The sequence below is a fragment of the Pseudomonas sp. ML2-2023-3 genome, assembly GCF_037055275.1.
Lineage (GTDB): Bacteria > Pseudomonadota > Gammaproteobacteria > Pseudomonadales > Pseudomonadaceae > Aquipseudomonas.
Window position 1 is genome coordinate 1049388 of sequence record NZ_CP146343.1, and the last position, 23636, is coordinate 1073023.

The window sequence follows — 23636 nt, forward strand, 5'->3', positions numbered from 1 at the left end:
CGCGGTTGCGCGCTTTGTCGTGGATTGACGCTTTCGGCAATTGCGCTGTCGCTTTTGCACCCGGCTGCTTTTAACCCCGGGCCTATGCTGGCCCCAAAGCGCCGGCAGACGATTCGGCGCAGCAAACGCCAATAAGGGGACGCCTGATGAGCCCAGCCGAGTTGCACGCAGACAGCATCGTTATCGACGGGCTGATCATTGCCAAATGGAACCGTGAACTGTTCGAAGACATGCGCAAAGGCGGCCTCACTGCTGCCAACTGCACCGTCTCGGTATGGGAAGGCTTTCAGGCCACGATCAATAACATCGTTGCCAGCCAGACCCTGATTCGCGACAACAGCGATCTGGTCATCCCGGTCAAAACCACCGCCGACATTCGCCGCGCCAAGGAACAGGGCAAAACCGGGATCATTTTCGGCTTCCAGAATGCCCATGCGTTTGAAGACCAGTTGGGCTACATCGAGATCTTCAAGCAGCTCGGGGTTGGCGTGGTGCAGATGTGCTACAACACCCAGAACCTGGTGGGCACCGGATGCTACGAGCGCGATGGCGGGCTTTCGGGTTTTGGCCGCGAAGTGGTGGCTGAAATGAACCGCGTCGGGATCATGTGCGACCTGTCCCACGTCGGCTCGAAAACCTCGGAAGAGGTGATTCTGGAATCGAAAAAACCGGTCTGCTACTCCCATTGCCTGCCGTCCGGCCTCAAAGAACACCCGCGCAACAAGTCTGATGCTGAACTCAAATTCATTGCCGACCATGGTGGTTTTGTCGGCGTGACCATGTTCGCGCCGTTTCTGGCCAAGGGTATCGATTCGACCATCGACGACTATGCCGAAGCGATCGAGTACACGATGAATATCGTCGGCGAAGACTCGATTGGCATTGGCACCGACTTTACCCAGGGCCACGGTCAGGACTTCTTCGAAATGCTGACCCACGACAAGGGCTATGCCCGCCGTCTGACCAGCTTCGGCAAGATCATCAACCCGCTGGGCATCCGTACCGTGGGCGAGTTCCCCAACCTTACCGAAACCTTGCTCAAGCGCGGTCACAGCGAGCGTGTGGTGCGCAAGATCATGGGCGAAAACTGGGTCAACGTCCTCAAAGATGTCTGGGGCGAATGAGCCGTCAACGATCACGTTTTGCGTAGTCGCTGCCGAAGGCTGCGAAGGGTTGCGCAGCAACCCGTTTCCCCAAAGACCCCACATACCTGATCGCAGCCTTCGGCAGCGACTACAGAGCCCGGGTCAAAACCGAATTTTGGAGCTGTATCCATGGCTAAAATCGCCCCGCAACTGCCTATCGAAGTCGACAGCGAAACCGGCGTCTGGACCTCAGACGCGCTGCCGATGCTCTACGTGCCACGGCACTTTTTCGTCAACAACCACATGGGGATCGAGGAAGTCCTGGGGGCTGACGCCTACGCCGAAATCCTCTACAAGGCCGGCTACAAATCCGCCTGGCACTGGTGCGAAAAAGAAGCCGAATGCCACGGCCTCGAAGGTGTCGCCGTATTCGAACACTACATGAAACGCCTGTCGCAACGCGGCTGGGGCCTGTTCACCATTCAGGACATCGACCTCGATAAAGGCACCGCCACCATCAAGCTCGAACACTCCTGTTTCGTCTACGTGTACGGCAAGGTCGGGCGCAAGGTCGACTACATGTTCACGGGCTGGTTTGCAGGCGCTATGGACCAGATTCTGCAAGCGCGCGGCAGTGATATCCGCACCGTAGCCGCACAGGTCTACAGCGGATCGGAAGAAGGCCACGACCACGGCCTGTTTGTCGTCAAGCCGTTGTAAGTCGAGGATCGGGATATGGCGTTCGAAGCAATGTTTGAGCCGATTCAAATCGGCAAACTGACCATCCGCAACCGTGTGCTCAGCACCGCACACGCCGAGGTCTATGCCACCGATGGCGGCATGACCACCGAGCGTTACGTGCAGTACTACGAGGAAAAAGCCAAGGGAGGTATCGGCCTGGCGATTTGCGGCGGTTCATCGGTGGTGGCCATCGACAGCCCGCAAGAGTGGTGGAGTTCGGTCAACCTGAGCACCGACCGCATTATCCCGCACTTCCAGAACCTGGCCGACGCCATGCACAAGCATGGCGCCAAGATCATGATCCAGATAACCCACATGGGCCGTCGGTCCCGTTGGGACGGTTTCAATTGGCCGACCCTGATGTCGCCTTCCGGCGTGCGCGAACCGGTTCACCGCGCTACCTGCAAGACCATCGAGCCTGAAGAAATCTGGCGCGTGATCGGCAACTACGCCAGCGCCGCCGGCCGGGCCAAAAAGGGCGGGCTGGACGGTGTTGAACTGTCGGCCGTGCACCAGCACATGATCGATCAGTTCTGGAGCCCGCGAGTCAACAAACGCACCGATGAGTGGGGCGGCAGCTTCGAAAATCGCATGCGCTTTGGCCTCGAAGTGCTCAAGGCGGTGCGTGCTGAAGTCGGCCCGGACTTCTGCGTGGGCATCCGCCTGTGCGGCGACGAATTCCACCCCGATGGCTTGAGCCACGAGGACATGAAGCAAATCGCCAAGTACTACGACGACACCGGCATGCTCGACTTCATCGGTGTGGTGGGTTCGGGTTGCGACACCCACAACACCCTGGCCAACGTCATCCCGAACATGAGTTATCCACCGGAGCCGTTTCTGCATTTGGCTGCGGGTATCAAGGAAGTGGTCAAGGCCCCGGTGTTGCATGCACAGAACATCAAGGACCCGAATCAGGCGACGCGGATTCTGGAGGGGGGTTACGTGGATATGGTGGGCATGACCCGCGCCCATATCGCCGACCCGCACCTGATTGCCAAGATCAAAATGGGCCAGGTGGACCAGATCAAACAGTGTGTGGGCGCCAACTACTGCATTGACCGTCAGTATCAAGGCCTGGACGTGCTGTGCATTCAAAACGCGGCCACGTCCCGTGAATACATGGGTGTGCCGCACATCATCGAAAAAACCACCGGGGTTAAACGCAAGGTGGTGATCGTCGGCGCAGGCCCTGCCGGTATGGAAGCGGCGCGGGTGGCGGCTGAACGCGGGCATGACGTGACCCTGTTCGAGAAAAAGGATGCCATCGGCGGGCAAATCACCACGGCGGCCAGAGCCCCGCAGCGTGACCAGATGGCGGGTATCACGCGCTGGTTCCAACTGGAACTGGCGCGCCTGAAGGTTGACCTGCGCCTGGGGACGGCCGCGGATGCGGCGACGATCATGGACCTGCGCCCGGACATCGTGGTGCTGGCTGTAGGCGGGCATCCGTTTGTGGAACAGAACGAACACTGGGGCGCTGCCGAAGGGCTGGTGGTGAGCAGTTGGGACGTGCTCGACGGCAAGGTCGAGCCGGGCAAGAACGTGCTGGTGTACGACACCATTTGCGAGTTCACCGGTATGTCGGTGGCCGACTACATGGCGGACAAAGGGGCTCAGGTCGAAATCGTCACCGATGACACCAAGCCTGGCGTGGCGGTTGGTGGCACGTCATTCCCGACCTACTACCGCAGCCTGTACCCCAAGGAAGTGATCATGACCGGGGACATGATGCTCGAGAAGGTCTACCGCGAGGGTGACAAGCTGATTGCCGTGCTCGAGAACGAATACACCGGGGCCAAGGAAGAGCGCGTGGTGGATCAAGTGGTGATTGAAAACGGCGTGCGCCCGGACGAAGAGCTGTATTACGGGCTCAAGCCGGACTCGCGCAACAAGGGCCAGATCGACGTCGAAGCCTTGTTCGCGATCAAGCCGCAGCCATGCCTGAGCGAAGCGGGGGACGGCTACTTGCTGTTCCGCATCGGTGACTGCGTGGCCCAGCGCAACGTGCATGCAGCGATCTATGACGCGCTGCGGTTGTGCAAGGATTTCTGATCCGATACCGAACCAATGTGGGAGCGGGCTTGCTCGCGAAAACAATCACGCGGTGTGTGAGATGCACCGTGTTGCCTGAATCGCGAGCAAGCCCGCTCCCACACTAGACCTGTGTGGTCTTTGGGAGCTTCACCATGCTGACAATCGTTCTCCCCATTCTGTTGTTCGCGGCACTGGTCCTCGCCGTGATCGGCGCCATCCGTCGAATGAACATGTGGCGCCGTGGCCGCCCGGCCAAGGTCGATTTGCTGGGTGGCCTGCTGGCCATGCCCAAGCGCTATATGGTCGACCTTCACCACGTCGTTGCCCGCGACAAATACATGGCCAACACCCACGTCGCCACCGCAGGCGGCTTTGTGCTGGCGGCGGTGCTGGCGATTCTGGTGCACGGCCTGGGGCTGCATAACCGCATCCTGGGCTATGCCTTGCTGTTCGCTACGGCGCTGATGTTTATCGGCGCGCTCTTTGTGTTCAAACGCCGCCTCAACCCACCGTCGCGCCTGTCCAAAGGCCCCTGGATGCGCCTGCCTAAAAGCCTGCTGGCGTTTGCCGCAAGCTTTTTTATGCTCACCTTGCCGGTGGCCGGCTTGCTGCCTGAAAACTTTGGTGGCTGGCTGCTGGCGGCGGTGTTGAGCGTTGGTGTGCTGTGGGGCGTGACGGAGCTGTTCTTCGGCATGACCTGGGGCGGCCCGATGAAACACGCCTTTGCCGGCGCTTTGCACCTGGCCTGGCACCGGCGTGCCGAACGCTTTGGCGGCGGTCGATCCACCGGTTTGAAACCCCTGGACCTGAATGACCGCGCCGCGCCGTTGGGGGTGGAAAAACCCGAGGACTTCACCTGGAACCAGTTGCTCGGTTTCGACGCCTGTGTGCAGTGCGGCAAGTGCGAAGCTGCGTGCCCGGCGTTTGCCGCCGGGCAGCCGCTCAACCCCAAGAAGCTGATTCAAGACATGGTGGTGGGTCTGGCAGGTGGCACCGATGCGAACTTCGCCGGCAGCCCTTACCCTGGCAAACCGATAGGTGAGCACGGCGGCAATCCCCATCAGCCCATCGTCAACGGTCTGGTCGACGCGGACACGCTCTGGTCTTGCACCACTTGCCGGGCCTGTGTCGAAGAGTGCCCGATGATGATCGAGCACGTGGATGCCATCGTCGACATGCGCCGATTCCTGACCCTGGAAAAAGGGGCAACGCCTAACAACGGTGCCCAGGTGCTGGATAACCTGATTGCCACCGACAACCCCGGCGGTTTTGCACCGGGCGGGCGGATGAACTGGGCGGCGGATTTGAACCTCGACCTGATGCGCGACAAACCCTCGGCGGACGTGCTGTTCTGGGTCGGCGACGGTGCGTTCGACATGCGCAACCAGCGAACCCTGCGCGCCTTCGTCAAAGTGCTCAAGGCCGCGAAGGTCAACTTTGCCGTGCTGGGGCTGGAAGAACGGGACAGCGGAGATGTGGCCCGGCGTCTGGGGGATGAGGCCACGTTCCAGGCCTTGGCCAAGCGCAATATCCAGACCCTTGCGCAGTACCGCTTCACGCGCATCGTCACCTGCGACCCCCACAGCTTTCATGTGCTTAAAAACGAATACGGCGCCCTTGGCGGTGACTATCTTGTGCAGCATCACAGCACATACATGGCCGAGTTGATCGACGCAGGGTTGCTCAACCTGGCTGCGGATACAGGGGGCAGCGTGACCTATCACGACCCGTGTTACCTGGGCCGCTACAACGGCGAATACGAGGCGCCGCGCGCTGTGTTGCGAGCGCTGGGCATTGAAGTCAAAGAAATGCAGCGCTCGGGGTTTCGCTCCCGTTGCTGCGGAGGCGGTGGCGGTGCTCCGATCACCGACATCCCCGGCAAACAGCGTATTCCCGACATGCGCATGGATGACATCCGCGAGACCCTCGCCGAGCGCGTGGCAGTGGGTTGTCCGCAATGCACCGTCATGCTCGAAGGCGTGGTTGAGCCCCGTCCGCTGATCAAAGACATTGCCGAACTGGTAGCCGATGCCCTGATTGAAGGCGCCGTATCTGCCCAACCGGCCAGGCGCGCAGCCCCGGAGGTGATCGCATGAGTGACATTATTCGCCGCGATCCGCGCGCCGAGTGGATCGCCCGCAACCGCCTGCACCCGTTGCACGCCGCCATGCAACCCCACCAGCAGAGCTGGATGGGGCCTAACGGCGTACTTCGCAAAAACGTGCATGGGGTAGGTTTCATCGGCCCCAACGGCATCAAGCGCATCGACCGCAGCGGCGCGCAGCAGGGAGGCACAAGCAAGCGTGCGGCCAGCGCCCAGGTGCAACTGGTGCTGCATCAAGTGTCAGCACCGGCGTTTTATATTGGCGTGGTACCGGACATGGTCGGCGGGCGCCTGAGCAGTCATGACCGCGACCTGTTGGGCCTGGCCCGGCAGTTGGCGGGTAGCGACGGCGCGGTGTTGGCGGTGGTGTTTGGCGAATCAAAAGAAACCGCTTTTGCCACGGCGGGCGTGGATCGGCTGCTGCTGCTCGACAGTGAAGGTTATGCACCGGAGCAACAGGTACTGGGGTTGCGGGCTGTGGATAACCAGTTTGCACCCAGGCATTGGTTGTTGCCTGACAGCCGCAGCGGCGGGGCGGAGTTGGGTCGGCGCTTTGCCGCAAGCTTGGGCGAACGCCCGGCCACGCGGGTGTGGCAGGTCAAGGACGGGGCTTGTGTGGGACGCGCTGGCGCGGGCCAGCAAGACGTGGCGCAGCCATTGCCGCGCTTGATCCTGGCCGCCGCCGAGTGCGCCGAACCGGTCAGCGAAACCCGTCACGAGGCCTTGGAGGTGCAGTTATCCACAGCGATTGCGAGCTGCCTGCCGCGGATTGAAGATTTGGGCGCGGTGGCGGTCGATCCGGCTGCGATACCCATGGCCGAAGCCGAATTTATCCTCAGTGGCGGTAACGGGATTAAAGACTGGGGACTTTTCCACAAGGCTGCCGTTGCCCTGGGGGCCACTGAAGGCGCTTCCCGTGTGGCGGTGGATGATGGCTTTATGGCCCGGGAGCGTCAGGTCGGTGCCAGTGGGGTTTGGGTCACGGCACGGGTCTACGTGGCGGTCGGTATCAGCGGTGCAATTCAGCATCTGCAAGGGATTGGCGCCTGCGACAAAGTGGTGGCGATCAACCTGGACCCCGGTTGCGACATGATCAAGCGCGCTGACCTGTCGGTGATTGGCGATGGAACGGCCGTGCTTGAGGCATTGATTGTGGCTGTGGATAACTGGCGCAACGCATCTTCCGGGGGGGCGGGCTTGCTCGCGAATCAGGCGACCCGGTCTGCCTGATACACCGAGGCGATCCTGCGCAGGCAGCCCGCTCCCACATTGTCTGGAGATTTATTAATGAGCATCGCCACCGTTGCACTGGTTTCAATCGGCGCCCACCCGGCTTCAGGCCGCGCCCGCCGCGCCGAGCAGGACGCCCGCGCTGTCGAACTGGGCCTGGAGCTGGCTGGGGATAACTTGCATGTGCTGCACGCTGGCAATCCCCACGAGTCCGCCTTGCGCGCCTATCTGGGCATGGGACTGGACGAGTTGCATGTGCTGGAGCAACCGGATGGCGCCGATGTGGTCCCGGTACTGCGCGATTACATCCGTGAAGCGGGCGTACAACTGGTGCTGACCGGCAGCCAGGCGGAAACCGGCGAAGGTTCTGGAATGTTGCCGTACCTGTTGGCCGAGCAACTCGGCTGGCCGCTGGTGGTGGGTGTGGCGCAGATCGAATCTATCCACAGCGGTGTGGCGCAGTTGCTGCAAGCCCTGCCTCGGGGGCAGCGTCGTCGGTTGCAAGTACGGCTGCCGTTTGTGATCACTGTGGATAACGCCGCCCCCAAGGCCCGGCAAAGCGCTTATGGCCCCGCCACCCGGGGGCTGGTCAACGCTGAAGTGGTTGAAGTCACGGTGGATGAGTTATCCACAAAGGGTGTGCTGCAACCTGCCAAGCCGCGGCCCAAGCGCTTGAAAGTGATCAAGGCCAAAAGTGGCGCAGATCGCATGAAAGCAGCCACAGCCAAGGCCGTTGGCGGCTCCGGGCAAGTACTCAAGGGTGTGAGTGCCGAAGAGGGTGCCCAGGCTATTTTGAAGCTGCTGGTTGAAGAAGGCGTGGTGCGCTGATACTTGCCCACAAAGTCTGTTAGCGCTTATGTGGATAAGTTGTTTGCTGTCGTCTAAGACCCATACAAACCGTGGCTTACAGGCTTCTGATCAAAAAACACCCAATTCATTGCTTTATCCACCGTCTGGTTGTTAAACCCTTGAATAATCGGAGCCTTAAGGGGTTTTCCACAGTGAAACGAGGCGGTGCATAAGTTGCGCACAATCTCTGTTGGTGGATATGTGGATAAGGTGTTCGCGGCTGGCTACAGGCCACGTGTTACGTGGCTTACAGTGCTCTGTACAAAAAACGATCAATTGATCATTCGGGCATAACTTGTCCACTTCCCCACAATTGCTGTGGGTGTGCCTGTGGACAAGATGTTGGTGAAGGGCTGTAGGCCTTTGAATGCATGGCCTGCAGACTGTTGGTCAAAAATTGATCATTGAGTGGCAATATCTGGTTATACAGGTGGCCCGCCGTGGCCTTGTAGCCCTGGATGAGGCCGGGCTAAAAAGGGCGCCCAAAGTCCTGTGGAGTACAGAAAATGAGCGTTTTATTTCGTCCGGCCGAGCGCGCCGATGCGCGGGAGATTGCTCGCCTGTTTCAAATTTCGTCCGAAGGATGTGCCGACTATATCTGGAGCCTGATCGCACAACCGGGGCAGGCGCTGCTGGACGTGGGTGAAATGCGTTACGCACGCGAAGGCGTTATTTTTTCCTATGAAAACTGCCTGATTGCCGAGGCCGAGGGCCAGGTGATTGGCATGATGCACAGCTTTGTGATGCATCACGACCCTGATGCCGTGGCTGAGACCGATCCGGTGTTGGCGCCTTATGCGGACATGGAAATCCCGGACACGCTGTACATCTCGAGCCTGGCCCTGCACGAGGGCTGGCGAAGTCTTGGGCTGGGAGCCCGATTCCTGCAGCACGCCAGGGAGCGCTGCGCCGAACTGGGCCTGACGGGCTTGAGCCTGATCGACTATGCGGCGAACACGGGTGCCCGCCGGTTTTATGAGCGCCATGGTTTCGAGATCGTCAAAACCTGTCAGGTCACACCCCACCCGCTGATCCGCGTGACGGGTGAGGCGTATTTGATGCTCTGGCCGTTTTCCAGCTAGCCACCTCTGCTTCCACAGGTGGGTGTCTATTGGGCAACTATGCCCTTGAGGTACGGCGCTGGCGCCGCCCCCAGGTTGTTCAGCAGCCGCTCGCTGTACCAGTCGATAAAGTTCACCACGCCAAACTCGTAGGTCTTGGAGTAAGGCCCCGGCTGGTAGGCGATTGAGTTGATGCCGCGCTGGTTCTCTTCGGCCAGCCGGCGGTCCTGGTCGTTGGTGGCGTCCCAGACCTTGCGCATGCGTTCCACGTCGTAATCCACGCCCTCAACCGCATCCTTGTGGACCAGCCATTTGGTGGTGACTATGGTTTCCTGCGCGCTGATCGGCCACACGGTAAACACAATGATGTGATCGCCCATGCAGTGGTTCCACGAGTGCGGCAGGTGCAGGATGCGCATCGAGCCCAGGTCCGGGTTTTTGATCCGTCCCATGAGTTTTGCGCAGCCTTGCTTGCCATCCAGGGTCATGGACACGGTGCCCTTGAGCAGCGGCATGCGCACAATACGGTTACGCAGGCCGAAACTGGCGTGTGCATAAGGAATCTTTTCTGCGTCCCAGGCAGCAGCCGACGCGGCTACGTGATCCTTGAATGCCTGATCGGCCCGTGGATCGGTGACGTCGTCCCACTCCAGCAGGGTCTTGAGCAGTTCGGGGTGGGACGCGTTGCAGTGATAGCACTCGCGGTTGTTTTCCAGCACCAGCTTCCAGTTGGCTTTTTCCACCAGGGTGGTCTGAATCGCCACCTTGGTGTTTTCCATGTCGTAGGGTTCCATGTAGTGGTTCAGCGTGGCCAGGAACTCGTCGATGGCAGGCGGGTTCTCGGCCAGGCTGATAAAGATGTAGCCGCCCGCGGTTTTGACGTTTACCGGCTTGAGGCCGTATTGCTTCATGTCGAAATCGGCGCCCATCTCGGTGCCGGCAAACAGCAGGCGCCCGTCCAGTTCGTAGGTCCACTGGTGGTAATGGCACACCAGCTTGGCAACCTTGCCCTTTTCGCTGGTGCACAACCGTGAGCCGCGATGGCGGCACACGTTATGAAAGGCATGCACCTGGCCTTCGGCGCCGCGAATCACGATGATCGGGTTCTTGCCTATTTGCAGGGTCAGAAAGTTGCCCTTGGCCGGGATCTCGCAGGTCATGCCTGCAATCAGCCACTCTTTCTGGAAGATCTCCTGCATGTCGATGTCGAACAGCCGCTCGTCGTTGTAAAACGGCTGCGGCAGCGAAAACGTGCGTTCGCGGTTCTGCAACATCTCGGCGGTGGCCTTGCGTGCGGGTTCCAGTGGATCGCCCAGGCTCAGGTTTGCGGTGACGTCCATCGTTGTAATCCTCATGGCCATCGTATGTGGCCTAAAAGTGGCTGATCAGGGGTGCGACGCAAGGCAAAGCATTTACGGTAGTGTGTGGCGCTGAGTGTGCGTTCGAAGTGTTGCGATGCCTTATCTGCGGGCGACATGGCCAAATCTGTTCCCGACGCGCGAGCCCCTGTTTTCAGGGGCTGGTCGCCATAAGCATGTGAATGTCGCGAATAGATAAATGGCCGCCTCGGGGCATGCGCAGAATCGCCAGCAAGAGGCCGGTTGTCGGCCGTGGAGAAACGCATGTCCAACAGCTTTCTGAACCCTGTAACCACCCAGACCTGGGCCAACGGCCGACACATCGTGCGATGCGTCAAAGTCATTCAGGAAACCTGGGACGTGCGCACCTTCTGTTTTATGGCCGACCAGCCGATTCTGTTCTTTTTCAAGCCGGGGCAGTTCGTCACCCTGGAGCTGGAAATCGATGGCGACCCGGTGATGCGCTCGTACACTATCTCCAGCTCGCCTTCGGTGCCCTACAGCTTTTCGGTGACGATCAAGCGTGTACCGGGCGGGCGGGTGTCCAACTGGCTGCACGACAACCTGCAGGAAGGCCAGGAACTGGCCGTACACGGGCCGGTCGGGCTGTTCAACGCCATTGATGCACCGAGCCCCAAGGTGCTGTACCTGAGCGGCGGCGTCGGGATTACCCCGGTCATGTCGATGGCGCGGTGGTTTTACGACACCAACGCCAATGTCGACATGGTGTTTATCCACAGCGCCCGTTCGCCCAAAGACATCATTTATCACCGCGAGCTGGAACACATGGCTTCGCGCATCGACAACTTCAGCCTGCACCTGATCTGTGAAAAACACGGGTTGGGTGAGCCGTGGGCCGGGTATCGCGGCTATCTGAACCACAAAATGCTTGAGCTGATGGCGCCCGACTTCATGGAGCGCGAGGTGTTCTGCTGCGGGCCTACGCCTTACATGAATGCGGTCAAGCGCCTGCTGGAGAACAACGGCTTTGACATGAGCCGGTATCACGAGGAGTCCTTTGGTGCGACGCCGCCCGAAGCCAGGGCCGATGCGGTGGAGCAAGCCGAGCAGGCGGCCGAGGCGCCGGAGCTGGACCTGGCGGATTTGAATCAGGTGGAATTTACCGCGTCGGGCAAGAGCATCCGCGTGGGCCCGGCCGAAACCGTGCATGCTGCGGCGGCCAAGCTGGGGCTGCTGATTCCCAAGGCGTGCGGCATGGGGATTTGCGGCACCTGCAAGGTGCTCAAGCTGGGCGGCGAAGTCGAGATGGACCACAACGGCGGCATCACCGACGAAGACGTTGCCGAAGGCTATATTTTGTCGTGCTGCAGCGTGCCCAAGGGCGATGTGCGGATCGAGTTTTAAGGTGCATTCAAGGCAGCAGGGCGACGATTGCTGTGCAAGCGGTTAGCGCCCCGATGGTTTGGTTTAGCGAGTTCATGCTGTTTCTTGCACCGCCAGCGCGGCGAGTTCGGCCTCGCGCTTGGCGATGGCCTGTTCAAGTTCCGGAGAGCGTTTGGCCCATTGTTCCGGCGGGAGGGGTTTTGACCATTCGATGATGTCGGGGTAAGGGAGGTCGGGTGGCGGGTTCAGTTTCCAGCGTTCAAGCACGTCAATCAGTAGTGTGTTGAAGATGAAAATCCCGCAAAAGCCTTCCCACAAGATTGTTACTGGCCAGCCTCTCAACTTCGCACCTTTTATGAGATCGTCCAAATAGGTCGCCCATATACCTTTGGATCTATCGAAGCGTGCTGTTTGATCTTCAACAGCATCAGGCCCAATTTCCATATAACTGCGCATGCACTCCCACAGCGCCATCGCCGTGGTGCCGCCACCGCAATTGAAGGCGAAGTAAAAGTGTTTATTGCCTTCCTTGGCCAAGGGGGCCGGGTTTTCGAAACCAACGATCAATAAACCCATCGTGTTTTTACCCGCCTGGCTTGTCGATGAGTGTTGAGTGGCGGCGGCGGTGACACTTTCCCAGGGCACAATCCAATAGTCGCCGTCTTCCATCGGTACGCAGACTTCTCGGCGTTGACGATTGAAGCGTACGGGAAGGGGGACTTCGCGGAAGAGGCCTTGGATGACAAAGCAAATAGGTATAACTGTAATACACGCTCCTAATACCAATGCGCCATAGTCATTGAAAATATAGGCCATAGAAAGAAACAGCATTACCAACGGCCAAATCGTCATCACTGCCGACCCAATGCTGTAGTTTCCAATATCAATAAACACATCGTTCTTGCGCCAAATGGTATTGAGCACATCTGAAGGTTTTCTGCCTGTCGGAATAGGCAATGGCGCCAAATAATCATCACGCGAAAAAATCCGTTTTTTGGTGGTTCCAGCCGGTGGCGTGCTCATGGCTTGTCCTTGGGTTGCAGGTAAATGGCGCCGGGATATCCCTTACCAAGGGAGTAGGTTGGCACTCGATCCAGTTCGGGGGTCGGGTCGTTACGCAGGGCTATCACCCCGTCGTTGTTGGTGAGGGTAAAAGCAACGCCCCGTTCGCCACCGACAAAGTTGTGAGCGCCCAGCATGGCAATCAAGGGTGTGCGATAGCGCAAACGAAGCGAAACAGTGGCCAGGAACGTGCTGGTTTGCTGGTTCATGCTGTTTCTTGCACCGCCAGCGCGGCGAGTTCGGCTTCGCGTTTGGCGATGGCGTGTTCAAGTTCCGGGGAGCGTTTGGCCCATTGTTCCGGCGGGAGGGGTTTTGACCATTCGATGATGTCGGGGTGGGTGAGGTCGGGTGGATAGGACAATTTCAGGTTTTGTAATTTCTCTGCGAGATAGGTTCCTAAAATCGTGATGCAAAAGATCCCCCATAAAACACCCAGCAGGTTTCCTTTGCGCAAATCAGTGATGATTGAACCGATCTGTGTTTTTTCATAGGGCGCATTACCCACTCGGCTGTCAGGTACAGCGTCCGGGCCAATTTCCATATAACTGCGCGTGCATTCCCACAGGGCCATCGCCGTCGTGCCGCCGCCGCAATTGAAGCCGAAAGAGAAGTGTTTGTTGTCTTCTTTAGCGTGCGGGTCGGGGTTTTCAAAACCGATAATTAACAAACCCATCGTATTTTTACCCGCCTGACTTGTCGATGAGTGTTGAGTGGCGGCGGCGGTGACACTTTCCCAAGGCACAATCCAATAGTCGCCGTCTTCCATCGGTACGCAGACTTCTCGGCGTTGACGGTTAAAGCGTACGGGAAGAGGGACTTCGCGAAATAGGCCTTGGATAAGCCAGTAAATAGGAATTGCCATAATACAACTCCCCAAAACTAGAGCGTCGACGTCGTTAAATATATAAGCGAGCCCCGTAAAAAGTATCACTCCAACCCATATTGTCATGGCAGCAGCACCAATGCTGTAGTTCCCTATATCAATAAATACATCGTTCTTGCGCCAAATGGTGTTTAGAACGTCTTCCGGTTTTTCTCCCGTCGGAATGGGCAATGGCGCCAAGTAGTCATCGCGTGAAAAAAACCGTTTCTTGGTGGTTCCCGCCGGTGGCGTACTCATGGCTTGTCCTTAGGTTGCAGGTATATAGCGCCGGGATGGCCCTTGCCGAGGGCGTAGGTTGGCACTCGATCCAGTTCGGGAGTCGGGTCGCTACGCAGGGCTATCACCCCGTCGTTGTTGGTGAGGGTAAAAGCAACACCCCGTTCGCCACCGACAAAGTTGTGAGCGCCCAGCATGGCAATCAAGGGTGTGCGATAGCGCAAACGAAGCGAAATAGTGGCTGGCGACGTGCTTAATACGTAAGCGCTCCATAAACCCCACATTCAAAGCGCTTAGCTGATCCCGGATGCTGTGCTCCCGATTCCCTCAGGAGCCAGCTCGCCATGATGCGACCCGATGCCAAAGTCGAAAAAGTGTATCTGTACCCCAAGCCGGTGGACTTCCGAAAATCCATCGACGGCTTGGCTGCGCTGGTCGAGCTGGATATTAAAGTCGCAGTATTCGACCCTGTGCTTTTCGTTTTCCTCAACAAGCCCCGCAACCGAGTGAAGATATTGTATTGGGAGCGCAACGGCTTCTGCCTTTGGCTCAAGCGCCTCGAGTCCGAACGATTCAAAACATCACCGGACGCCACCGACGAGGCGATCGTTCTGACCGTCCAGGAACTCAACTGGATGCTCGATGGCTTTGACCTCTGGCGCAACCGTCCTCATCAAGTTTTGACGCCGCGATTCGTAGCCTGATTCGGTATAATCCAGGGCATGAATTCCTTGCCCGAAAATCTTCCAGATGATCCCGTTCTGCTCAAGCAAATGCTTGGGCAGATGCTCGACGAGCGTCAGTTGGATAAGGGCAAGATTGTTCGGCTAGAAGAACAAAATGCCCTCCTGCTTCAGCGTCTGTTCGGACGTAAGTCCGAGCAAACAGCTGATGCGGCAACGCCGCAACTGGCCCTCTTCAATGAAGTAGAAAGCGTTGTCGAGCCTGTGGACGAAGCCTCAGATGAAGAAGTCGTTGCCCCGATCAAGCGCCGCGGCAAACGCAAGCCACTGCCCGCCGATCTGCCGCGCATCGAGATTATCCACGAACTTCCCGAACATGAACTGACGTGCGTCTGCGGCTGCCGCAAACACACTATTGGCGAAGAAGTCAGCGAGCAGCTTGAAATCGTGCCGATGCAGATCCGTGTGATCAGACACGTTCGCAAAGTTTACGGTTGCCGCGACTGCGAGATGGCGCCGGTCACTGCTGACAAGCCGGCTCAACTGATTGAAAAAAGCATGGCCAGCCCAAGTGTTCTGGCGATGCTGCTGACCACCAAGTACGTCGATGGACTACCGCTTCACCGTTTCGAAAAAGTCTTGGGCCGCCATGGTGTCGATATCCCGCGTCAGACGTTGGCACGCTGGGTTATCCAGTGCGGTGAACACTTTCAGCCGCTGCTGAATTTAATGCACGATAGCCTGTTGGGCAGCCGTGTTGTCCACTGCGATGAAACACGGGTACAGGTGTTGAAAGAGCCTGACCGAGACCCAAGCAGCCAGTCCTGGATGTGGGTGCAAACCGGCGGCCCGCCAGATAAACCAGTGATCCTTTTTGACTACTCCACCAGCCGCGCGCAGGAGGTGCCGACACGCCTGCTCGATGGTTATCGTGGCTATGTGATGACCGATGATTACGCCGGTTATAACGCGTTGGGCGCGCAGACCGGAGTCGAACGTTTGGGCTGCTGGGCGCACGCAAGGCGCAAGTTTGTTGAAGCCCAAAAAGTACAGCCGAAAGGCAAGACGGGACGTGCTGACATCGCGCTGAACCTGATCAACAAACTCTATGGTGTAGAGCGTGATCTGAAGGATGCGTGCGACGACGATCGTAAAACTGGCCGTCATGATCGGAGTCTGCCAGTGCTGGCTCAGTTAAAAAGCTGGATGGAAAAGACGCAGCCACAAGTTACGTCTCAGAACGCCTTGGGCAAGGCCATCGGCTATCTGGCGAGTAACTGGAACAAACTGGAACGGTACGCCGAGGAAGGCTATTTGCCGATCGACAACAACCTCGCCGAGCGTGCGATCAGGCCCTTCGTCATCGGAAGAAAGAACTGGTTGTTTAGCGACACCCCCAAAGGCGCGACGGCCAGTGCTCAACTTTACAGCTTGGTCGAGACTGCCAAAGCCAACGGCCAAGAGCCCTATGCGTGGCTGCGCCACGCATTAGAACGGCTGCCACTGGCGACCTCGGTTGAAGATTACGAAGCGCTGTTGCCGTGGAACTGCTCGCTGGTGTCGCCTAACTAGGCGCGTGGACTTGCCCCTACAAAACCGGACACCAACTCCCCGTTAAATTGATGCTGCCGCCAAGCGCCTGAACTCCCTCGGTGAACGGTAGTTCAAGGCGCTGTGCGGATGCTGCTCGTTGTAATGCTCGAAGGCAATTGCCAGGTTACTCAACGCCGTTTCTCGATCCGGCTTGGGCATGTGTGCCACGTAGTCACGCTTGATTGTCTTCACGAAGCTCTCTGCCATGCCGTTACTCTGTGGGCTGCGCACTGGGGTGGTCACCGGCTGCAAGCCGATCTGTCGAGCAAACAGACGCGTCTGTTCGGCGGTGTACGCCGAGCCGTTGTCGCTGAGCCACTGCACTGGCGTTGCAGGCAGTTGATCACCAAAGCGCTTTTCCACACTTTCCAGCATCAAGTCGCGGATATCATCGCCGCTGTACCCGGTCGGGCTGGCGACCCAGCCGATGGCTTCGCGATCACAGCAGTCCAGGGCGAAGGTCACGCTCAGTTTGGCGCCGTCCTCACAGCGGAACTCAAAGCCGTCCGAGCACCAACGTGTATCGCTGGTTTGCACGGCAATACGGCCTTCGTGCCGACGCGGCACGCCGGGCTGTTTGATTCGGCGCTCCAGCAGCAAGTTGTGATCACGCATGACCCGGTAAACCCGTTTCACGTTGATCGCGGGTAGCGACCGCTTTTCACGTGCACGACGCAGCAATCCCCAGACCCGACGGTAGCCATAGCTGGGCAGTTCGCTGACCTGTTGCTTGATTTCGGCCACCAACTCAGCGTCGTTCACAGGCCTGCTTCGCCGTGTCTTGGGCGATACCGATTGCTTGATTCGAACCGTTAATTGCGAGCGCGCCACACCGAGACATTCGCTGACCAGTTTCACTGGTCGTCCCCCGGCAACAAGGGTGAGTGCGCAATCCATTTTCGCGACCGGGCGATCTCCACGGCTTCTTTGAGGATTTCCGCTTCCATCGTTTTCTTGCCCAGCATCCGTTGCAGTTCACGTATCTGCTTGAGCGCATCGCTCAGCTCGGAGGCAGGCACCACCGACTCACCGGCACTGACCGCCGACAGGCTGCCTTCCTGATAAAGCTTGCGCCACAGGAACAGCTGATTGGCATTGATACCGTTGCGCCGAGCCACCACCGACACGCTTTGTCCTGGCTCAAGGCACTCGCGAACCATGGCCAGCTTTTGCTCCGGGCTCCAGCGGCGCCGCCGCTCCTGGCCCAAAAGCTTCCCACTCTTATCGTTGCTGTTAGTCATAAACATAACCGTTTGCCTATCCCTTATCGTAAGGGGGAAACGGTGTCCTGTCTTTCATGGGGCTCGTTCAGCGCGTTACCCATCTTTAAGTTGGTGGGGTTTATGGAGCGCTTACCTTAATACGTTCGACAGAGTTTTAAACGGGCCACTCAGGCGCAAGCCTTGGCCTTCCTGGAACGGTATCCATTGGCACTCGCTACTGGGCAGCCAATGAGGCGTCATGTCACGCCATGGGCGAGGGGGTTTGTAGTTATTGTGAGGGCTGTTTTTGATCAGGTAACGGTAGGCTTGGGAGTCCACTGGATCGCCCATCATGCTCAATTCAAGATAGGCGGTACCCGGTTCTGCTCCCGGCAAGTCGATGGTCAGGGCATTGATGGAGCTGACGAAGGACAGCCCAGATGGACCATTGGAACCGCCTGTCTCGGAACTGCTTTGCATGCTGACGCGGGGGCTGTACAAGATGCCGTATAGCCAGTTCAGTTCTTCTTGCTGGGCTTTGGCGGGGATGGGCTCTAAATTCCTGGCCCGTGCTTTGGACCAGCAGCAGAAATTGAGGAAGTTTTGCACCGGGGTTTGCTGAAAGAACCAACTGATCAGGTACAACACGCCCAGTGCGGCAATAATCCAGTTCAGTGGGCCCATGTACAGCGTGTAACGCATGATGGCGACTTCTACTTCGATAAAGCGTGCCAGTACTCGGGCGGTTAGACCGAAACCCAGTAGTGCCTGAGCCCCATAAGCAATTACTTGCCCTCCTACGACCGTTTGGCGCATCTCCAGCCAGGGATCGATATGTGTTTGGGCACTTTCTATCTGTCTTTGCAGTGATTTGAATTCATTTGCTGCAGCGTATGCCGACAACCCCCAAATCACCCCCCCAAACAATGTAAGAGTCGGAGCCATTGCTTGGCCCTTGCCCACTGTTTTTATCCCCAACCCCTTCCTAACCTGACTATCAACCACCGCCACCAACGCCGCCGAGGCATACAGCGAAGCCGACACCGTGTCGTTAACCCGCTGATCATCCATCCCTTCCAGCGCTGCGGCCTGGCTCAAGTAGTTGTTCGCATTGAGCGTGTTGAGCAGCAACGCCGCCAATGGCACCACGCCGCCGCTGTTGCTGATCAGCGGGGAGTTGGTCACGCGTTCCATGCGCCCGGCGCCGATGGCGTGTCCCGTGGCCTTGACCCAGTGGTTGAGGCCCTCGGCTTTTTCTCCCAGCAGGGTCCACATCTGCCTCCCCGCGTGGGTCACGGCCTGCAAGCGCGCATCGCTGCCCAGGCGTGCGGCGACGAAGATACCCACCCAGGCGCTGCTCAAGGTGGTGTCACCCTTGAGGACCAGCAGCGCCGCCGCCAACCGGTTGACCAGTACGCTCCAGGGCCCCTGGGCGTCGCGGGCCATGGCGGCGATGTCGTTGGCAATCACGGCGCTCAGGGGGGCAAACAGCTGACGGGTTGCCTCGCGGTTTTCAGAGCCCAAAGCCGCCAGTATTTCCCCCAGGCGACCGGTGCCGACAATGCCCGCATCGATCGAAGGCGTCCAGGCGTGGAACAGGTGTTTGAGCGCGCCTTCGTCGGGGGCGCGCACGTAGTCGGCATATTGCTCTGCACCCTTGGCCCGGGTGCATTGGGCGCTCAGGCAGCCGGTGGCCAGTTCGGTGAGCCACTGGCGGCTTTCAACGTCGTAGTAATCGACGAACCAGGTGCCGCTGTGGGAGCGTGTGAGGTATTGGCCTCGGTCGGCAAACAAGGCGTTGTGGCGCTGTTCGACGTGTTGGTAATGGGCCGGTGCGGTGGTGTCGAGCCAGGTGTTCATGGCCGGCAAGTCAATGTACTCGCTGACCTTGGCGCTGAAGGGGTCGTTGTCGAGGTTGGACTGTTTTTCGGCGCGGTATTGATGCACCAACGCCTGCACGTCGGTGTACAGGTCGGGCGGAATGAAGGCCCGTACGGGCTCTACGATACGTTCGATACGGGCATTACGGGCGGTCACTTCGGCTCTGCTAGGCAGGCCACCATACTGGCGGTCCCGGGTTTCGATCTTGAGTGCTTCGTCCAGTTGCTGCTGGGCGTCTAGCATGACCGTGCCCTGCTCGGGCGTGAGGCGGATGTCCCGATCCTTGTACCGGTAGCTCAGGGTGCTCGCCACCTCAGCACCCTCTTCGGTGATCAGGCTTCGAATAAAGCCGCCGATGTTCAAGCGCAGGTTATTGTCGCCCACCCATTGTTCGTGGCTCGATTCAACCCGTTCCTGCTCATGGTTGATGTCGCGCAGCACCCCCAGGTCGTCGTCCAGGCACACGAATACCGGGTAAAGCGCCCTGGCCTCAGCCGTGGCGGCCTCCAGCCAGGTCTGGGTGCCCTGGCCGTCCCACGGCTCGGCACTCCACTCGCCGGGTGCCTGGTCGGACGCATCGGGGTATTGGGCGATGATTTTTTCGCGCTCCCGGGCGCGGTGCATGGCATCGGTGTAAGCCTTGATGTTGGCCTTGGTGGGGTCTTTCATCACGGTTGCGCCCAACGCCTGGGTGTCATCGCCTCCGGCTTTTTGATAGGCCTTCATCGATTGGGCGTAGGTGTCGGGGATGAGTTCAGCCATCACCTCGGTGGCGTTTTCCAGGGGCGGACAGTGTTCGGCTTGCAGCTCGTTGGCCACGGTGCGCAAGGCCACATGGCGCATGTGCGCACTGCGTTTGGCGGGTTTTTCGCTGAGCAAGGCGCAGTGTTGCGGGTTGAGTGGGAACTCGCTGTAGAGCATCCAGGCGTCATGGATTTTGTTCAGCGTCAGCCCTGTTAGAGTGCCTTTAAGCAAGAGGGTGGAGTCGTCCTCAAGCGCCTGCGCCTGAAACCTGCCGTCGGACGACACGGCATAGCGCTGGAGCGGGCCTTTTTCCTGCCAGATATACAAAAAGCCGGCCCGAAGACGCCGGGCGGCCATGGGGTGGCTTTGGGTGGTCACGCTGGGGGAACAGCAGGGGTGAGTGGCTTGTTCCTGCGCCAGGGCGTAGCGCACGGGCACCACGAACACTTCGGGCTGGTGAGCCGGGCATGGCGTCAGAGGGCTTTTGACATCGACGTGAGGCTGGGCCCTGGCGGCGCGTTCGGCCTGCGCGGCGTTATCGATCATGGCCAGTTTTTGAGCGCTCATGCACGGGGTTCCTTATTGGTGAGCAACTGGTACGTCAGCTCGGTGTTCAGGTTATCCAGACGTTGTTCGGGGGTTACGCCGGGCTCAGCCAGTATCAGGCGATAAGCACCATGGGCCGGGCCTTGAGGAAAGTCCGTCCCCAGCACCGCTTGAAAACGCGCCCACAAAAAAATCTCATCGGCGGCGCTGTAGCCGTATCGCTCGGCAGTGTTTATGCAGTGGGCGACCCATTGTTCTGCGGTCATGTCCTGACCTTGCAGATAGTCGGGGAAGTAAGTGTCGCAATGTTCGATCAAGCGCCGGGTAAAGCCCTGTTGCTTGGCACTGTTCAAGTGATCCAGTTGTTCTGCGGGCAGACGCAGCCAGGGCGTGTCTGCATACCGCGCTGCGGGCTGATCAGGTTGGGCCTGATGAATTACTGAGTGCGCCAGTCGTATTAGTTGTATTGGCCCCATCAAGGGGGCGCGCTCATGGGCAGGCAAGTCGGCTAGCCACAAGGCGGTAATCCGGGGGTCGTAGAAACGGAATAACACCGTGACCTCGCCCTGGACGCGGGCATGGACGAGGCTGCGCACATGCTCGACTACGGTTTTTTCATCAGCCAGTGATTCCAGCCAGATCCCCGCCGTGGCGCTCCACTGCTCGGTAAAGGTGTGAGCCAGAGGGCTGTTGGGCGTCACTGGGACCAGTACTGGGCTGACTTCATCCAGCGCGCTGTAGGCGGTGCGTTGATACAGGGAATGCAATTGCACGCCGGGCGCGACCTCGAACAACCGGTGCGCCAGATTGTCGATTTGGGTGCGATCAAGTAACAGGTACGCCTGACTCATACCTTCGACTCCTCAAGCTTCTGACACACCGCACAAATAGAGGTGACCTGTTGCGTGGCCTGCCTCACGGCTGTTTTTTGCGCAGGCAATGAAGGCATCCCCCACGCACCCGCCACTACCGGAACCACCGAAGCCGCAGGCATGGCCCCTATTCCCACCGCCGGTGCGCCGCCCACGACGATGGGTTGGCTGCTGAAAATACCGCCGGCACTGATGACGATGTGTTGGCCGCCCGCTGCCAGCGTGAGGCTCATGCCTGCATCGATCACTACGTTGGCGGCGCTGAGGTGTGCCTGGCTGGTTGCCTGTATCACCAGTGAGCCATCGGCCGTGGTGCTGCTGTTACCTCGGATGGACAACAGCTCGTTGCCGCCGATCACAGTGTTGCGCAGGCCCTGGGTGGTGTGCAGTTCGTCGCCTTCAATCAGGCTGGAGCTGTTGCGGTCGACCTGCTCGAAGCGGTCGTGTTCGATCAGGCTGTGGCTGTCTCGGGTGATGTGCTCGCGGCGGTCGTTGCCAATGGTGGTGTCGCTGTTGTTGAGGATTACCTGCTCAAGGTCACGTTGGGCCCGCAGGTAGATTTTTTCCTGGCCTGCACGGTCTTCGATCAACAGTTCGTTATAGCCACCGGTGTGTGGCGAGCTTTGGCTGCGCAGCACGGTTTTGGTTTTGTGCGCCGGTAACGGGTAAGGCATCGGGTTGGTCTTATTGGGGACGCAACCGGTGATCAGCGGTTTGTCGGGGTCGCCTTCGACGTAGCTGATGACCACTTCCATGCCGATGCGCGGGATCGTCACGGCGCCGAAGTTTTCCCCGGCCCAGCTGGATGAAACCCTGACCCAGCAGCTGCTTTTTTCGCTGTTGAGTTCAGCTCGGTCCCAGGGCAGTTCAATCTTTACCCGTCCTAGCTCGTCGCAATAGATCTCTTGACCTTGGGGGCCGGTCACGCGGGCGGTTTGCGCGACCAGTGGCGCGCGGGCGGGTGGCAGGGGTGGGCGGAAGAACACGTCCCACGGTATCGCACTGAACGTGTTGCGGTAGCCCTGGGTGAAGCCGTCAGCGGGTGTTGCATCGCTGGTGATCGATTCTTCCAGCGCCTGGGGCTGCTTGCCTTCGTGGTTCACGCTGAGCAATAGCCACAGGTCGTTGCAGGCTTTGCGCGGGTGTTCGCTCAGGGTGAACAAGTGGCCACTGCGCAACGTGGGCTGATCGCTTTTGCCTTCGGCCAGTTGGTAGTCGGTTCGATGGCGTTCGAGGGCTTGCTGGGCCAACTGTTGGCCGCGCTTTTCGGTACTGATCAGTACCGGGTAGTGGTAATCCTCCAGCGCGGGGGTGAACTTGGCGGTGAAGGCATTTTCGATCAGCAGGCTTGGCCGGTTCAGGTCGTAATCACGACGGGTAACCGTGCTGGTGCGGGTACTGAAACGTTGGGAAAACTGCTCAACCACCGGGTAATCGGCGACGTTTCCGGTGCCTTGCTGGTAGGGCGTTTCGCCCAGCGCAGGAAAATAGGCCTGGCTGTCAGTGAATACCAGCAGGTGGCCGTCTTTCGTATGCTGGTGATGCCAGGCAATACCGTCTTCGGCACACAGGCGTTGCAGGAATGAATAATTGCTTTCGCCGTATTGAGTGCAGTACTCGCGCACAGGGCTGGTGCGGACATTAAAGCTAAATGCGTCAGCCTGAATACCATGGCCTTGCAGGACTTTTGCGATGATCTGCGGCACGCTGTGGTGTTGGAAGATTCGCTGGTCGTAGCTGAACTGCAAATAGTGGAGTGCGGGGACCAGGGTCAAGTGATAGTGGGTCAGGCGCTTGCCGGATTCGCCCACGCAAACATCTTCGATGCGCCCGTGTATGCCTTCGCCGTTGAGGCCAAATTGCAAAAAGGCAGGCAGGCTGAGCAATGATTCAAGATTGATGTCTGGGTTTTCACTGACCAGTTCAATGTTGATTTCGTAGAGTTGGCTAATGGCTTCAAATCCTTCAAAGCCGAGCACTTTGAAGTCGTTGCGGATATCGGGAATGTGCAGCGAGAAGTGTGCCGTGTTGGCCGGTACGAACATGCAATGACCTTCGGGGTGGGAGTTTAAATAAGGGCATTGAAAGCCTGTGGGTCAAAGAGTATGACCGATGGTTATTTGTTGTTGAAGTGCCTGGCTATAT

General features: G+C 58.8%; 19 protein-coding genes. 10 read left to right on the plus strand and 9 right to left on the minus strand.

Translation table 11 applies throughout. The features are described 5' to 3' along the window. Positions 1 to 146 precede the first annotated feature (146 nt). The 7 genes from V6P94_RS04850 to V6P94_RS04880 all read left to right on the plus strand — a co-directional run bounded on the left by V6P94_RS04850 (position 147) and on the right by V6P94_RS04880 (position 9128). Positions 147 to 1124, plus strand: coding sequence for a dipeptidase (locus tag V6P94_RS04850; protein ID WP_095036151.1), 978 nt, complete (start codon positions 147 to 149; stop codon positions 1122 to 1124). A gap of 150 nt (positions 1125 to 1274) precedes the next feature. Beyond that, positions 1275 to 1805 carry a DUF5943 domain-containing protein gene (locus V6P94_RS04855; protein WP_338649049.1) on the plus strand — a complete coding sequence of 177 codons (531 nt, stop codon included), beginning with the start codon at positions 1275 to 1277 and terminating at the stop codon, positions 1803 to 1805. 15 nt (positions 1806 to 1820) lie between these two features. Beyond that, positions 1821 to 3881: a dimethylglycine demethylation protein DgcA gene (dgcA, locus tag V6P94_RS04860; RefSeq protein WP_133075235.1), complete on the plus strand. Its 2061-nt coding sequence runs from the start codon at positions 1821 to 1823 to the stop codon at positions 3879 to 3881. A 134-nt stretch (positions 3882 to 4015) separates the two neighbouring features. Next, entirely contained in the window at positions 4016 to 5959 is a 1944-nt protein-coding gene (gene dgcB / locus V6P94_RS04865) for a dimethylglycine demethylation protein DgcB (RefSeq protein WP_133075236.1), read from the plus strand. Beyond that, a complete protein-coding gene (locus V6P94_RS04870) occupies positions 5956 to 7197 on the plus strand; it encodes an electron transfer flavoprotein subunit alpha/FixB family protein (protein ID WP_133075237.1) in 1242 nt (413 codons plus the stop codon). The genes dgcB and V6P94_RS04870 overlap by 4 nt, the downstream gene beginning before the upstream one ends. 57 nt (positions 7198 to 7254) lie before the next feature. Next, entirely contained in the window at positions 7255 to 8025 is a 771-nt protein-coding gene (locus tag V6P94_RS04875; RefSeq protein WP_133075238.1) for an electron transfer flavoprotein subunit beta, read from the plus strand. 527 nt (positions 8026 to 8552) lie between these two features. After that, entirely contained in the window at positions 8553 to 9128 is a 576-nt protein-coding gene (locus tag V6P94_RS04880) for a GNAT family N-acetyltransferase (RefSeq protein ID WP_133075239.1), read from the plus strand. A 26-nt stretch (positions 9129 to 9154) separates the two neighbouring features. Here V6P94_RS04880 and gbcA read toward each other — a convergent pair whose 3' ends face one another. Continuing rightward, positions 9155 to 10447 (minus strand): glycine-betaine demethylase subunit GbcA, encoded by a 1293-nt coding sequence (gbcA, locus tag V6P94_RS04885; RefSeq protein WP_133075240.1) that lies wholly within the window; start codon positions 10445 to 10447, stop codon positions 9155 to 9157. A 282-nt stretch (positions 10448 to 10729) separates the two neighbouring features. Between gbcA and gbcB the strand changes: the two genes are divergently transcribed. After that, on the plus strand, positions 10730 to 11830 hold the full coding sequence (gene gbcB / locus V6P94_RS04890) for a glycine-betaine demethylase subunit GbcB (RefSeq protein WP_133075241.1): 1101 nt from the start codon (positions 10730 to 10732) through the stop codon (positions 11828 to 11830). Between the two features lie 72 nt (positions 11831 to 11902). Here gbcB and V6P94_RS04895 read toward each other — a convergent pair whose 3' ends face one another. The 4 genes from V6P94_RS04895 to V6P94_RS04910 are packed head-to-tail and all read right to left on the minus strand — an operon-like array spanning position 11903 to position 14254. After that, positions 11903 to 12832, minus strand: coding sequence for a hypothetical protein (locus V6P94_RS04895; protein WP_326398596.1), 930 nt, complete (start codon positions 12830 to 12832; stop codon positions 11903 to 11905). Beyond that, positions 12829 to 13080, minus strand: a complete 252-nt coding sequence (locus tag V6P94_RS04900) for a hypothetical protein (RefSeq protein WP_326398595.1) — start codon at positions 13078 to 13080, stop codon at positions 12829 to 12831. The genes V6P94_RS04895 and V6P94_RS04900 overlap by 4 nt, the downstream gene beginning before the upstream one ends. Then, entirely contained in the window at positions 13077 to 13991 is a 915-nt protein-coding gene (locus V6P94_RS04905; RefSeq protein ID WP_338649050.1) for a hypothetical protein, read from the minus strand. The genes V6P94_RS04900 and V6P94_RS04905 overlap by 4 nt, the downstream gene beginning before the upstream one ends. Then, on the minus strand, positions 13988 to 14254 hold the full coding sequence (locus V6P94_RS04910; RefSeq protein ID WP_338649051.1) for a hypothetical protein: 267 nt from the start codon (positions 14252 to 14254) through the stop codon (positions 13988 to 13990). Before V6P94_RS04910 ends, V6P94_RS04905 begins: the two co-directional genes overlap by 4 nt. Before the next feature lie 60 nt (positions 14255 to 14314). Between V6P94_RS04910 and tnpB the strand changes: the two genes are divergently transcribed. Both tnpB and tnpC read left to right on the plus strand, forming a co-directional pair. Next, a complete protein-coding gene (gene tnpB, locus V6P94_RS04915; protein ID WP_024647222.1) occupies positions 14315 to 14674 on the plus strand; it encodes an IS66 family insertion sequence element accessory protein TnpB in 360 nt (119 codons plus the stop codon). A gap of 18 nt (positions 14675 to 14692) precedes the next feature. Beyond that, entirely contained in the window at positions 14693 to 16225 is a 1533-nt protein-coding gene (gene tnpC / locus V6P94_RS04920; RefSeq protein ID WP_095041554.1) for an IS66 family transposase, read from the plus strand. Between the two features lie 42 nt (positions 16226 to 16267). On the opposite strand, the gene V6P94_RS04925 is transcribed toward tnpC, so the two are convergent. From V6P94_RS04925 to tssI, 4 genes are all read right to left on the minus strand, one after another. Further along, positions 16268 to 17487 (minus strand): IS3 family transposase gene (locus tag V6P94_RS04925; RefSeq protein WP_405046735.1). Its coding sequence is split into 2 segments (ribosomal slippage): positions 16268 to 17142 and positions 17142 to 17487, totalling 1221 coding nucleotides; the frame shifts between segments, so codons are not numbered across the junction. 111 nt (positions 17488 to 17598) lie between these two features. Further along, positions 17599 to 20640, minus strand: coding sequence for a toxin VasX (locus V6P94_RS04930; protein WP_338649053.1), 3042 nt, complete (start codon positions 20638 to 20640; stop codon positions 17599 to 17601). Then, positions 20637 to 21470 (minus strand): DUF4123 domain-containing protein, encoded by an 834-nt coding sequence (locus V6P94_RS04935; protein ID WP_219262840.1) that lies wholly within the window; start codon positions 21468 to 21470, stop codon positions 20637 to 20639. The genes V6P94_RS04930 and V6P94_RS04935 overlap by 4 nt, the downstream gene beginning before the upstream one ends. After that, positions 21467 to 23536, minus strand: a complete 2070-nt coding sequence (tssI, locus tag V6P94_RS04940) for a type VI secretion system tip protein TssI/VgrG (protein WP_338649054.1) — start codon at positions 23534 to 23536, stop codon at positions 21467 to 21469. The genes V6P94_RS04935 and tssI overlap by 4 nt, the downstream gene beginning before the upstream one ends. Positions 23537 to 23636 lie beyond the last annotated feature (100 nt).

Bases quoted from the DNA above. Each gene is read 5' to 3' on its own strand.
- tssI (WP_338649054.1), bottom strand. From the start codon at position 23,536: ATGTTCGTACCGGCCAACACGGCACACTTCTCGCTGCACATTCCCGAT.
- V6P94_RS04880 (WP_133075239.1), top strand. From the start codon at position 8,553: ATGAGCGTTTTATTTCGTCCGGCCGAGCGCGCCGATGCGCGGGAGATT.
- gbcA (WP_133075240.1), bottom strand. From the start codon at position 10,447: ATGGACGTCACCGCAAACCTGAGCCTGGGCGATCCACTGGAACCCGCA.
- V6P94_RS04935 (WP_219262840.1), bottom strand. From the start codon at position 21,470: ATGAGTCAGGCGTACCTGTTACTTGATCGCACCCAAATCGACAATCTG.
- V6P94_RS04855 (WP_338649049.1), top strand. From the start codon at position 1,275: ATGGCTAAAATCGCCCCGCAACTGCCTATCGAAGTCGACAGCGAAACC.
- dgcA (WP_133075235.1), top strand. From the start codon at position 1,821: ATGGCGTTCGAAGCAATGTTTGAGCCGATTCAAATCGGCAAACTGACC.
- V6P94_RS04910 (WP_338649051.1), bottom strand. From the start codon at position 14,254: ATGTGGGGTTTATGGAGCGCTTACGTATTAAGCACGTCGCCAGCCACT.
- tnpC (WP_095041554.1), top strand. From the start codon at position 14,693: ATGAATTCCTTGCCCGAAAATCTTCCAGATGATCCCGTTCTGCTCAAG.
- gbcB (WP_133075241.1), top strand. From the start codon at position 10,730: ATGTCCAACAGCTTTCTGAACCCTGTAACCACCCAGACCTGGGCCAAC.
- dgcB (WP_133075236.1), top strand. From the start codon at position 4,016: ATGCTGACAATCGTTCTCCCCATTCTGTTGTTCGCGGCACTGGTCCTC.
- V6P94_RS04875 (WP_133075238.1), top strand. From the start codon at position 7,255: ATGAGCATCGCCACCGTTGCACTGGTTTCAATCGGCGCCCACCCGGCT.
- V6P94_RS04930 (WP_338649053.1), bottom strand. From the start codon at position 20,640: ATGAGCGCTCAAAAACTGGCCATGATCGATAACGCCGCGCAGGCCGAA.
- V6P94_RS04870 (WP_133075237.1), top strand. From the start codon at position 5,956: ATGAGTGACATTATTCGCCGCGATCCGCGCGCCGAGTGGATCGCCCGC.
- V6P94_RS04850 (WP_095036151.1), top strand. From the start codon at position 147: ATGAGCCCAGCCGAGTTGCACGCAGACAGCATCGTTATCGACGGGCTG.
- tnpB (WP_024647222.1), top strand. From the start codon at position 14,315: ATGATGCGACCCGATGCCAAAGTCGAAAAAGTGTATCTGTACCCCAAG.
- V6P94_RS04895 (WP_326398596.1), bottom strand. From the start codon at position 12,832: ATGAGCACGCCACCGGCTGGAACCACCAAAAAACGGATTTTTTCGCGT.
- V6P94_RS04900 (WP_326398595.1), bottom strand. From the start codon at position 13,080: ATGAACCAGCAAACCAGCACGTTCCTGGCCACTGTTTCGCTTCGTTTG.
- V6P94_RS04905 (WP_338649050.1), bottom strand. From the start codon at position 13,991: ATGAGTACGCCACCGGCGGGAACCACCAAGAAACGGTTTTTTTCACGC.